The organism is Actinotignum urinale DSM 15805, assembly GCF_000420445.1.
Taxonomy (GTDB): Bacteria; Actinomycetota; Actinomycetes; order Actinomycetales; family Actinomycetaceae; genus Actinotignum; species Actinotignum urinale.
The window spans coordinates 1-12,037 of record NZ_ATUY01000018.1; the positions used below are offsets into that span (position 1 = coordinate 1).

Below are 12,037 nucleotides of genomic sequence, written 5' to 3' on the forward strand. Positions count from 1 at the left end.
CAACTCGGCATTCTCACGCTTAAGACGCTTAATCTCAGCATGCTCCTCACGAGTGAGTCCTGGACGCTGCCCTGCCTGTACCAATGATTGCTCATACCAGCGTCTGAGCGACTCCACCGCCACTCCCAACCTCGGAGCAATCTCGCTAACAGCCCTCCACTGCGAACACGAGCCATCCTGGCTCAAACGATCACTAACCATCCGAACCGCGCGATCCTTAAAACCCTGCGAATACCTCTTAGCCATATTCCCAATCCTCTCAAAAACAGACAGGAACAAAACCCAGTACGCTTCAGTTCCGCTCGCGTATGTTGTGGAGACTTTGGTTGGCGGATTCTCGAAAACGATTGGTGGCGTTGCGCTACTCGTTGGTTTCGGCGCGGTTCTTGGTCGCATTATTGAGGTTACAGGTGGTGCCAAGGTTCTTGCCGACGCCATGTTGCGCAAGTTTGGTGAAAAACGCGCGCCCTTTGCGCTTTCGGTTGCGTCGCTCTTCTACGGATTCCCCATCTTCTTGGATGCCGGGTTCGTTGTGATGTTGCCGATTATCTACCAGATTGCACGACGATTGGGGGGCTCGTTCCTCCTGTACGTCCTGCCGTCAACCGGTGCGTTCTTGATGATGCATGCTTTGGCTCCGCCTCATCCGGGTCCGGTTGCTGCAGCAATGGTTCTTGGGGCTAATGTTGGTTTCGTGCTTCTCGTGTCCCTGATTATTGGTATTCCGGTCTGGTACTTTGCTGGCTACAAGCTTGCTGTGTGGCTTGCAAAGAAAGTTCCTCACATGGAAGTTCCCAGTATTCTCGGTGAATACCATGAAGAAGAAGGTAAGAAGCTCCCCAGCTTCGGATTGGTTCTAACGCTTCTTTTGATGCCACTGGTGTTAATCTTCATCAACACTGGTTTCTCAACATTAGGTAAAGCGGGCATTATCCCGGATAAAGGTTTCCTGTACGATTTCGGTTTGCTGATTGGTAATACGCCCATTGCCCTTCTTATCACCTCCGTTGTTGCAATGATTACACTCGTTGTGTGGCCGAACCGCAAGAACCTTGGTGGCAAGCTTGAAGAAGTTGTGGATGATTCCCTTGCACCGGTCTGTGGGATTATTCTTATTACAGGTGCGGGCGGTATGTTCGCTGCTGTTCTGACGGCAACGGGTATTGGGCCAGCCTTCGCTGATGTTCTTTCACATTCAGGGCTTCCCATTATTGTTGCTGGATTCTTGGTTGCGGTTATTCTGCGTATTGCGCAGGGCTCGGCGACGGTTGTGGCAACAGCAGCTGCGGGGTTGATGCAAGCATCCGTGGAGGCCGCTAGCCTTCCAACGATTCATCATGCACTTGTTGTTGTGGCAATTTGTGCAGGTGCTATTTCATGTTCACACGTTAATGATTCTGGTTTCTGGCTCGTCAGTAAGTTCTGCGGAATTGATACAAAGACGATGCTGAAAACCTGGTCGGTTATTTCGACGGCAGTTGGATTCATGTCCTTCGCCCTTGCCGTAGTGGCGTACTACGCCATCCCTATGACGATGTAAGGAAAAATTAATGTACACAGCAGAAAACTGGCCGATTGCGGCAAAGATGTCCTTCGGCACAGTAACGGAAACAGGACAAGATATTCGCGAAGCCGGCCCGAAGGTTTGGCAGAAGCATCTGCGTCAAGTAAAGAATAAGGGATTCGATTGCATCGATCCTATCGATGAATGGGTTCCCTTCACAGAGCTCAACGACCAGGAATATAAGGACTTCAAACAGGTTCTTGCCGACGAAGGACTTTATATTTCCTCACTGTCCATGGGACGTCGCTCAGTCATTGATGAAGTTCACGGCGAAGAATACTTGGCTATGGCACACCGCTACGTTGAAAAAGCGGTTGACCTTGGTGCAACAATCGTCAATGTTGGCTTTATGCAAGGATTGACAGACGCGCAAAAGAAGGCGTTGTGGTTCTGGTACGAACAGGGTCACGTTGATGATCCCAAGAATCGTGATCTTGCACTTGAGCGTATTACCGAACTCGCCGACCACGCGAAAGAAGTTGGTATTCAAATCAGCCTGGAAATGTATGAGGATACCTTCATTGGAACACCGGAAGGTGCAGTCTCCTTCATTAAGGACCTCAACCATGATGCGGTGGGAATCAACCCCGATATCGGTAACCTTATTCGTTTGCATCGCCCGATGCCCAAGGGTGAAGAAATGTATTCCCAGGTTCTCCCATATGCCAACTTCTGGCATATTAAGAACTACATTCGCGACGAAGATAGGGCAACCGGTGCATATTTCTCAACACCGTCAACCCTTGAAGAAGGAACAATCAATTACCGCTTCGTTATCCGAGAAGCACTGCGCCTCGGTTTCAACGGACCTTTCCTTGCCGAACAATACGGTGGCGACTGGCTCGGTGTGAGCTGGAAGAACGCCCAGTATATTCGCGAAATCCTTCGTGACGCTGAGGAAACAAACCTCTAAAGAAACAGGAAATCTAGCGTTAGAGTACATGTTTTACCTCTCGTTTTACATCTAACGTTAATGTGGGGAACGTCTGCGTAAGCGGGCGTTCCCCACACGTGTGTTTTAAGCCTGGACGCTTTCCTTCTTGACGCGAAGGCGGGGGCCGTTGCCCGCACCGGCGTTGAGGGCGGGTTTGGTGAGTAACGTTGCGCGGGTTCCTCTGGGGCGTTGGTGTTGGGGAACGTTACGGATGAGAGTTCTTGCGCGGGTTTTCCCGTCGCGGTGTTGGGGGGCGCTTGGCTTGAGGAACGCGAGGCGCAAGGCCACGAATTTTCGTCGTCGAAAAACGAGAAAAGCACGAGGTGTCGCGGTAAGCTAAATGTGAGGTCGCGATAACACACGCTCACGGGATTCGAGGGGGAACAATGTACGACGGCATCATCGGCGAAACGAGTGGCGACGATAGCGCGAGAAGCGAAGCGGGTGGCAACCAGAACGACGGAAACCCAACACAAACTTTCCGTAACATCTACAACGAAACTGATCCGGAACTTTATAATGTAGAAACACATGCGGAAGGTCCGCGCGGGCGCCTGCCCATTACCGCCCAGCAACTGCGCTACGAACCCTCCGGCGTGCTCTTCCGCCAAACACAAAATGTGGGAATGGGGTGGGCGCCAGGAGAACAAATCAACTCAGACGTCGCCATCATTTCCACAATGGGCGGTATGCGCAGGGAGGACGGAACACCTGTCGCGCTGGGGCTACACACCGGGCATTTTGAACTCAACGAACTTGTGCGCTGCGCCTCCGAAGAACTTGCCACGCATAACCGCATCCCGTACGCCATGTATGTTTCCGACCCGTGCGACGGACGCTCGCAGGGAACCGTCGCCATGTTTGATTCCTTGCCCTACCGCAACGATGCCTCCCAAACAATGCGGCGTCTCATTCGCTCCCTGCCCACCCGCAAAGCCACCCTCGGAATTGCCTCATGCGATAAAGGGCTACCCGCAACGATGATGGCGCTCGTTGCGCAACGCGACATCCCTACGATTCTCATTCCAGGTGGCTCCACAAAAATGCCAATCGGTGGAGAGGACCTCGGAACCGTTCAAACCATTGGTATTCGTTACGCTTCAGGGGAAATCACGCTCGACTACGCTACCGAAGCCGGGTGCCGTTCCTGCGCCTCGGGCGGGGGAGGGTGCCAATTCCTCGGAACCGCGGGAACGTCCCAGGTTGTTGCCGAAGCCCTCGGGCTAGCCATTCCGCATTCCGCCCTCTGCCCCTCAGGCACGCCGATTTGGCGCGCTATCGGTCGCGAATCCGCGCGCGCACTGTCCGCACTCATGGACGCGGGGCTCACCACCCGCGATTACATCACCGATAAAGCCATTGAGAACGCAATGATTATGCACGCGGCCTTCGGTGGTTCTACCAACCTCGTTCTCCACCTCACCGCAATCGCCCACAGCGCCGGCCTCAACATGCCCACGGTTGACGATTGGGTCTCGATTAACAAGCGCGTGCCACGCATCGTGTCGGTGACTCCCAATGGCCCGGTACATTTTCCGACGGGAATGGTGTTCAAAGCTGGTGGTGTTGCTGAAGCCATGCTACGAATTCGCGATTTGGGCCTGCTTCACGAAGATGCGCTCACGGTGACCGGGCGAACATTAGGTGAAAACCTCGATTGGTGGGAACGTTCTGAGCGCCGTCGCCTCTGCCAAGAAAGCCTTTTGCGCGACAACCATGTGCGTGCCGACGACATTATTATGACCCCGGAAGGTGCGCGCGAGAACGGCTTAACCTCAACCGTTACGTTCCCCGTCGGAAATATTGCCCCGCAAGGCTCCATCGTAAAATCCACGGCAATCGACCCAACGGTTGTCCAGCCGAACGGCATCTTCCACCACGTCGGCCCGGTACGCATGTTCACTCGCGAAAAACACGCGATGGCTGCGCTCAAAGACGGCAAAATCACGGCGGGCGACATTATCGTCATCTCGGGAGTCGGCCCGCGCGGAACCGGAATGGAAGAAACCTACCAGCTCACCTCCGCCCTGAAAAAACTGCCCTACGGCAAACACGTCTCTCTCATTACCGACGCCCGCTTCTCCGGCGTTTCCACCGGCGCGTGTTTCGGGCACGTCGGCCCGGAAGCCTTGGCAGGTGGCCCCATTGGTAAACTCCGCGAGGGCGACCTCATCGAGATTGTTGTTGACACCGTCAACCTAGAAGGCTCGCTCAACTATATTGGCGACGACGCCTCGCGCCCCCTTTCGCCCAAGGAAGGCGCGCGAGTCCTTGCACAGCGCAACCCGCACCCCGATCTTTCCCCCGATGAAGATCTGCCGGCAGATACTCGATTGTGGGCGGCTCTGCAGGATGCTTCCGGTGGAATGTGGCGCGGTTGCGTGTACGACGTAGACAAAATTATTGAGACGCTCGAAGCAGGAAAGAAAGCGTTATCGCGCGAAAAGAAGTAGCGCCCACGCGAGTATGGCTGGCGCGCGTGCGAACAAGGTTAGGACGCGCACTTCTTAGAAGTGGTGGCGTAGCGTTGTCGTGTCTGGCGTTTTGGGCGCGTTCATACATGCGGATGTCGAGTTTTCACAGCAGTGGCAACGTATATGAAACGAATTGCGGGTGGCTTGTGATGGTCTGCACATTCTGATATTTTTGGGGAGAATAGGCTTTCGTCGGTACGGCGCTTTGGGCGCAGGGGATGGGTATATGCGCAATTCAACATCGGTGTACAGCATTGAACATGGTGACGTTGGCGTCGATTTCTGCGCACAGGGCGGAGCTGTTTTTCCGCGTTTCCACACGGGTGGCACATGGCGCTCAATTCTCGGTAATCCGCAACCTTTCCCCTCTGGAGATGTTCTTGCGATCCCCTTTGGCACCCCGGTTCCTACCTCCCCGGAGCCGTCCGCACATTTTTATCACGGATACGCTGCGAATAACTTGTGGACCGTCACCGAAACTACCGACACGGAAATGTGCGCCTCCATCACCTACCCCGAAACCTCCGCAATTGAGCGCATCGATAAACGCGTCTATTGCGACCGCGACGCCATTGTCGTAGAAGATCGGGTCAGCGCACGTCGTAAAATCAGAATACCCGTGGGGTACAGTTGCGTTATCGACCTGCCCGATGCTCCGGGCTCCCTCAATCTCAGCATTCCGCGTGGCGCATTTTTGGAAAGTGACCCAAGGCAAATGGCGCCTTCACGCATCGCAAAAACTGTAGATTTTGAAGAGTCTCACTACACGGAGAAGTGCTTCGCTTCCGTATCTTTTCCAGCTACGCAACCCGGTAGCGATATCGTTCAAATCGTTAATATCGACGACGGTGTTCTCCACCTTCAGCTTCCGGGTACGGGAGAAACGGTGTCGATGATGTGGGATAGGGACGCGCTGAGCCACCTCATGATTCATGAACACACCGGCGAGGAAGGACAACGTCATTGGGTTGCCCTGTCTGCCATGCAATCGATTTTTGATTACGGCTTAGATAGATGCGTGGAGATTCATCGAACGAACGCCAAATACGGACGTGTGGCGTTGCGAATCGAACCCGACGAGCCCTTAGAACTATCCCACTGGTACACCCTACATCGGGAGTAACCATTTAACTGGCCGTTATTATTGTCCCGCCAAACTGTCTCTCAACCGTAACTAACTCACAAGTTTTTGGAGCTGTAGAACTAAATTGGAGGATTTAGGCAGTCCCATGCGTTAGCCAAGGGTGTGCGGTGTAGGCCGGTCCAGTGGGTTGTGTGGTGTAGGTTGGCCGGGGCGTCGCCATTTTTCCGCACCACAAAACTGCGCGCCTTAAATAACACGCATGCGATCCCCGTCGCAATAAATGATTGAAGCGCTCAATTTAAATTATCGTTATTGCCATGAAACGCGCGATTAACTAACGTACAAAAGGCATCTTTAGTTTTACTACGACGCAAAATGATTGTTTCGCTCAAACGCGATGGTGCGTTTGCTGAATTATTAAGGAGTATAAATGGTTACAGATCCGCGCACAGCCATGAAACCAACAAAATACCGTTGGGTTGTCATGACGGTTATTTTCTTAACCTACGTCGTCTGCATGGCAGACAGGTCAAATATCGGTACGCTACTACCGTTCATTGCGGAAGAATTCCACATTAGTAACTCCGAGAAGGGCTTGATTGCATCAATGTTCTTCCTGGGTTACGCAATTTCCCAGATTCCCGCAGGTCTTATTATGGGACGCTTCGGAACCCGAAATATGGTCACCTACGCAGTCCTTTCTTTCTCCATTATTACCTTCCTCATGGGCTTCCCAACCACGGCAATGGGGCTGATTATCCTCCGCCTCCTCCTCGGTCTCACGGAAGGCCCAACCCCGGTCGGTATGACCTCAACCATTAACAACTGGTTCCCCAAGCGTGAAAAAGGCACAGCAACAGGTATTTATATTGCCTCCACACAGCTCGCCCCCATGCTCGTTCCGCCCCTCGTCGTCCTCCTCGTCCACTACCTCAGCTGGCGCCACGTATTCTGGGTCTTTGCCGTTCCCGGCATTATTATGGCGATCGTGTGGCATTGGCTTGTACGTAGCGCCCCGCGCGAATCCTCCCGCGTCAACGCAGCCGAACTTCGCCACATTGAACACGAAGAGGCAGAAATCAAGGCGGCCACGCGCAAAGAACCAGGCTGGATGAAAGGCGTAGACAAAGCCATCCGCTACCGCGAAGTCGCCCAGCTCAAAACCAACAAAGATGTTATGCGCTCCTGGAACGTGTGGGGTGACACCCTCGCATACTTCTTCATGAACAATGTTCTCTACGGTATGCTCACATGGATTCCGCTCTACCTGCTCGAACAGCGCGGATATGACGTGTTCAAGATGGGCTTCGTGGCGGCCTGCCCCGCACTCGGCGGTATCCTCGGCGCCGTTATCGGCGGTTGGGTATCAGACCGCATCTTCTTCGGACGCCGCAAGCCAACCATGCTCATTACAGCATTCTTCACCGCCGTGATGTTCGTTGTCGTCCTCCTCGTTCCCAACAACGTTGCCCTCGTCGCCCTGAGCCTTATCCTTACAGGCTTCTTCCTCAACCTCGGCTGGCCCATGTTCACCGCATTCGCCATGAACCAAACCACCGAAAAAACCTACCCCTTCACCATCTCCATTATTAACTCCGGCGGAAACCTCGGTGGCTTCTTCGCCCCCATCGTCGTCGGTATCCTTCTTGACAAGACCGGTAGCTACAACGTGGCATTCAGCTACTTCGTAGTGGTCCTGCTTATCGCCTTCGTTATTCTCCTGACAATGAAGGAACCCAAGCCACAGGAAAAAGTTGAAGGAGCCGCAGCGTAATGACGACAAAAGTTTTTTCCGCAATTGTTGCCGATGACCTCACAGGTGCGACGACGACCGGCGCGCTCCTCGCGGCCCGTGGCGTGAAAAACGTCGTCACTATCGGGGACGTGAAGGACGTACCCGCCGACTCAATTGATGCGCTCCTCGTCTCCACAGATTCGCGTCAAATGGCGCCTGAGGATGCGTACAGTGTTGTGAAAAAAGCGACCGAAGAACTCGTCGCCCTCGGTGGAACACATTTTTCCAAACGTACCGATACCACAATGCGAGGCGGTATCGGATACGAAATCGACGCCATGCTGGACGTCCTGGGGGAGGAATATGTTGCGGTGATCGTTCCCGCAATGCCACCCTCAAAACGCGTGGTTGTGGCAGGATATTCGCTCATCGATTCCGTGCTTCTTTCCCGCACAGGTGTCGCGCAGGATATTCTGTCACCGATCACGGACTCCTACCTTCCAACACTCCTGGGTAAACAAATCCGCGGTGATCTTGCCTTCATCGGCATCGGAAACGTCATGAACGGACACGATGCGATTGAAGAAAAACTCCGCGCATACCGCGAACAAGGCTACCGCTACTTCCTCTGCGATTCCGTATCCGACGAAGACGTTGCCGAAATAGCACGCGCGGTTACGGATCTGGGATGGAAGACACTGTGTGTTGACCCCGGAATGTTTACGACGGAATACGCCCTCGCACAGGGAATTGCCTACGAAGAGAAAACACCCAAAGCTGCGTTGCGTATCGATTCGTCCCCAACGGATCGAGGAACAGTTATCGTCGTCGCCGGTTCTGCAACCGCAACAACACGTATGCAACTCGGGTACCTGCAACAACTCAAGGGAACCAGCACCCTGGAAGTCTATTCCGAATCGATGATTGAGGGAGGCTTCTGGTGTGAGGAGGAAACCAAGAAAGTTGTTCGGCGCGCAAGTCAACTTCTGGAAACCAACCCTCCGCGTATTCTCCTTATCACTCTAGACACAACGCTCAGCGGAGCGATCGTGAACTTAGATAAAATTGAAAAAGAAAAGAATTTGGAGCACGGGGAAGGAGCCCGTAACCTCGCCAAAAACCTTGCGCATGTGGCGCAACTTGTGATGGAAATGTACTCCGAGCGCTTAGCGGGACTGTACTGCACAGGTGGAGACACGCTAGTGAACACCTGCGAAGCCATCAACGCTGGAGGTATCAGCCTCGAAGATTACGTTATTCCCCAATCAGATCAAGGAAGAATTGTGGGTGGGCCGTTCGATGGTCTGCCCGTGGTGGGTAAAGGCGGACTCACCGGAACAGAACACACCGCCGTGAGAATCGTTAATCGTTTATTCGATGAAAGGAAGATCAATGACTGAGGTCAACCGTCGTCCCATTACCGCTATTACGCTGGGAGATCCTGCTGGCGTCGGGCCAGAAATCGTTCTTGGAACGGTGCTTACCCCATCCATTTATGAACAGACACGCCCCTTCGTTATCGGCAACAAGAAAGCGCTCGAACGCGCCGCACGCGATGCCGGTAAGGAAATCGTCGTGAATCTCATTAACGATCCCGAAGAAGCAAAATTCGAATTCGGAATCGTGGATGTGCTCGACACTGGGGTTCACTCGGATGCCGATATTGAATTCGGCAAAATCCAGAAGGAAGCCCAGGAACAGGCATATTCCTACATTATGAAGGCTATTGAGCTGGGTAACGCCGGGAAAATTCACGCCGTGTCCACCGCGCCAACCCACAAGGAAGGCATGAAATCTGTTGGCGTGAAGCACGCCGGGCAAACGGAAATCTTCCAGAAGGGAACGAATTCCGAATACGCCCTCACCATGTTCCACGTCCACAAGCTCCGCGTATTCTTCCTCACCCGCCACATTTCCTTGCGTGATGCCTGCGATGCCGTCACCAAAGACAACGTGTTGAACTTCGTTCGCAACATCCACAAGGAATTCGAGCGCATAGGTTTTGAAGATCCTTCCATCGCGGTTGCCGGCCTCAACCCGCACAACGGCGATAACGGAATGTTCGGCATGGAAGAAATCGACGAAATCGAGCCGGCGGTGAAGGCAGCCCAGGCTGAAGGCATTCGCGCTCGCGGTCCGTTCCCCGGCGATTCCATTTTCGCCTTCTCTTTGGACGGACGCCACGACGCCATTCTGTCCCTCTACCACGATCAGGGCCATATCGCCTGCAAGACCCTCGATTTCGAAAAAGCTATTACGCTTACCCTCGGCCTTCCGTTCATGCGTTCCTCCGTTGATCACGGAACCGCCTACGACATTGCCGGCAAGGGGATTGCGAACACCGGTTCCATGGTGGAAGCCACCCGCGTATGTGCAGAATTTGCTTTGCGCAAGCTCGATGGCGACGCACGCCACGCCACTGCTCAGGCGTAGGTGCGTGTAGGTGCCATGCGTTGCGCCGCGTAGCGCTCAGGCCTACGCTACAGTATCAACGCTTGAACATCTGGCGCGTAACCACAAGTAAAAAGTGTTACTTCAGGCGTAGGTGCGTGTAGGTGCCATGCGTTGCGCCGCGTAGCGCTCAGCGTAAGGCACACACATAGGCGTAAATGACAGGAAAGCGGGTGCGGTGAACGTGCCCGCTTTCTTCATCTGTTCACTGCGATAAAAAAGATTTACAATTCCCTAGGGGACAATGAATGAGAGGAGAGAAGCTGTGAATAAGGTAGTGGAGCGGCATCGTCGTATTATCAACCTGTTAAGCGACGGACGCTACGACAAAATCCACAACACAAAGCTCGCGCAAATCTTGAATATTTCCCTCCCTACGCTACGCAGGGACCTCATCACCCTGGAAAAAGAGGGCAAAATTATCCGCAAATATGGCGCGGTGAGCCTTCCCCAACACAAAGCTTTCCCCACCGGGCGCGAGAGCGTTGTTCGTAATATGGGTGCGAAAAACCGTATCGCCCAGCGCGCCGCCCAATTTATTCACGATGACGAATTCATTATTTTCGATGCAGGGACGACGACGGAGCGACTCTGTATCGCCCTCAACAATACAAAGAAATTGACTGTCGCAACCAACGGCTTGCGTGCACTGAACGCCCTCGCCCTGCAAGATAAGGTGAATGTGCTGGTGTTAGGTGGCTTCTTGCACACAGAGTCCGATAATATTCACGGCAGTTCCGCGTTGGCAATGTTAGACAATGTTCACGCACACAGTGCGTTTATGGGAGCCCAACATATCCATCCCCAACAGGGGATTGCCTCGCTGAGCTACGAACAGGCGAGTTTGAAAACCAAAATGATGAGCCGGGCAAATATGGTGTATGTGCTCGCCGATTCAAGCAAATTCATAGATAATCGCTCGCCCTACTGGTCCGCTTTCCCCGAGAACTGGGTGCTCATCACGGATAAAAACACCGACACTGCCAAGCTCGCGGAGCTCCACCGCGCGGGCGCCCAAGACATTATTTTGGTGTAGTGCACGGCGCCGTGCTGAGTTGTAGCTAGTCGTTGAGGAATTTAAAGACGCGAATTTTCGCAGTTTGCATGTGGACGCGCATGGCGGCGCTCGCGGTTGCCGCGTCCCCGCGCTTTATCGCCTGATAAATAACCTCGTGTTCGTAGAAGGCAATATCTATGTCCTCTCCGCTACGAACCCGCTTATCGAACCAGATTGAAATCAACGAGCGAATCGTTGAAAGCAAGCCCTCAAGTACCCGATTCCCGGCCGTGGCGGCAATGTGCTTATGGAATTCCAGATCGACTAACGGGAAAACCTCGTAATCGTTCTTGGCATCGCGTAAACGTTCAATAATCTCCCCGAGTTCCGCGATTTTCTCGGGCGTATATTTCGGGAGGGCTTCCTCCACAGCTTCAACTTCCAGAGCCGCGCGCACCCGCGCCTGTACTGAACCCTGAAAGTTGGACGTTTATTTGTTCAGTTTTTAGGGTTAGGGGTGTTATGCGTTCTGATAGTTCGTTGTCGGTGGAGCAGCGGGCGGTGGCTGTTGATTTGTTTGAGGCGGGCTATGGCTCTCGAGCCACAGCCAGAAAACTTGGTTTGCCATTTCGGCCGGTGAATTCGCTTTATGACAGGTGGGTTCTTCATGGGAAAATGGTGCTTGTGACACGTGATACGAAAGCTGTTTACTCGTGGGAGTTCAAGCGCTCGATTGTCGCTCGTTTCCTTGCTGGAGAGACTGCGAGGCAGCTCGCGGCAGAGTTCAATTTTTCTTCG

12 protein-coding genes are annotated in these 12,037 nt (G+C 53.6%); 9 read left to right on the forward strand and 3 right to left on the reverse strand.

Annotated elements, in window-relative coordinates; translation table 11 throughout:
• On the reverse strand, nucleotides 1-246 hold a 246-nt coding region (locus G445_RS11685; RefSeq protein ID WP_022867125.1), incomplete at its 3' end, for a transposase.
• A 7-nt stretch (nucleotides 247-253) separates the two neighbouring features.
• Here G445_RS11685 and G445_RS10605 point away from each other — a divergent pair.
• Both G445_RS10605 and G445_RS0108570 read left to right on the forward strand, forming a co-directional pair.
• Nucleotides 254-1,540: a GntP family permease gene (locus G445_RS10605; RefSeq protein ID WP_306718368.1), complete on the forward strand. Its 1,287-nt coding sequence runs from the start codon at nucleotides 254-256 to the stop codon at nucleotides 1,538-1,540.
• A gap of 10 nt (nucleotides 1,541-1,550) precedes the next feature.
• Entirely contained in the window at nucleotides 1,551-2,477 is a 927-nt protein-coding gene (locus tag G445_RS0108570) for a sugar phosphate isomerase/epimerase family protein (RefSeq protein WP_022867116.1), read from the forward strand.
• A 105-nt stretch (nucleotides 2,478-2,582) separates the two neighbouring features.
• On the opposite strand, the gene G445_RS0108575 is transcribed toward G445_RS0108570, so the two are convergent.
• A complete protein-coding gene (locus G445_RS0108575; protein WP_022867117.1) occupies nucleotides 2,583-2,786 on the reverse strand; it encodes a hypothetical protein in 204 nt (67 codons plus the stop codon).
• 98 nt (nucleotides 2,787-2,884) lie between these two features.
• Between G445_RS0108575 and G445_RS0108580 the strand changes: the two genes are divergently transcribed.
• The 6 genes from G445_RS0108580 (at nucleotide 2,885) to G445_RS10610 (ending at nucleotide 11,278) form a co-directional block, all read left to right on the forward strand.
• Nucleotides 2,885-4,951, forward strand: coding sequence for a YjhG/YagF family D-xylonate dehydratase (locus tag G445_RS0108580; RefSeq protein WP_022867118.1), 2,067 nt, complete (start codon nucleotides 2,885-2,887; stop codon nucleotides 4,949-4,951).
• Between the two features lie 247 nt (nucleotides 4,952-5,198).
• On the forward strand, nucleotides 5,199-6,095 hold the full coding sequence (locus G445_RS0108585; RefSeq protein ID WP_022867119.1) for a hypothetical protein: 897 nt from the start codon (nucleotides 5,199-5,201) through the stop codon (nucleotides 6,093-6,095).
• Between the two features lie 391 nt (nucleotides 6,096-6,486).
• Entirely contained in the window at nucleotides 6,487-7,830 is a 1,344-nt protein-coding gene (locus tag G445_RS0108590) for an MFS transporter (protein ID WP_022867120.1), read from the forward strand.
• On the forward strand, nucleotides 7,830-9,191 hold the full coding sequence (locus G445_RS0108595) for a four-carbon acid sugar kinase family protein (protein ID WP_022867121.1): 1,362 nt from the start codon (nucleotides 7,830-7,832) through the stop codon (nucleotides 9,189-9,191). Before G445_RS0108590 ends, G445_RS0108595 begins: the two co-directional genes overlap by 1 nt.
• Nucleotides 9,184-10,224 carry a 4-hydroxythreonine-4-phosphate dehydrogenase PdxA gene (pdxA, locus tag G445_RS0108600; protein ID WP_022867122.1) on the forward strand — a complete coding sequence of 347 codons (1,041 nt, stop codon included), beginning with the start codon at nucleotides 9,184-9,186 and terminating at the stop codon, nucleotides 10,222-10,224. The genes G445_RS0108595 and pdxA overlap by 8 nt, the downstream gene beginning before the upstream one ends.
• 283 nt (nucleotides 10,225-10,507) lie before the next feature.
• On the forward strand, nucleotides 10,508-11,278 hold the full coding sequence (locus tag G445_RS10610) for a DeoR/GlpR family DNA-binding transcription regulator (RefSeq protein WP_022867123.1): 771 nt from the start codon (nucleotides 10,508-10,510) through the stop codon (nucleotides 11,276-11,278).
• Nucleotides 11,279-11,303: 25 nt separating this feature from the next.
• On the opposite strand, the gene G445_RS0108610 is transcribed toward G445_RS10610, so the two are convergent.
• Nucleotides 11,304-11,696, reverse strand: a complete 393-nt coding sequence (locus G445_RS0108610; protein WP_022867124.1) for a FadR/GntR family transcriptional regulator — start codon at nucleotides 11,694-11,696, stop codon at nucleotides 11,304-11,306.
• Nucleotides 11,697-11,761: 65 nt separating this feature from the next.
• Here G445_RS0108610 and G445_RS11595 point away from each other — a divergent pair.
• Nucleotides 11,762-12,037 (forward strand): hypothetical protein (locus tag G445_RS11595; protein WP_022866377.1); only part of this gene is annotated, 276 nt, incomplete at its 3' end.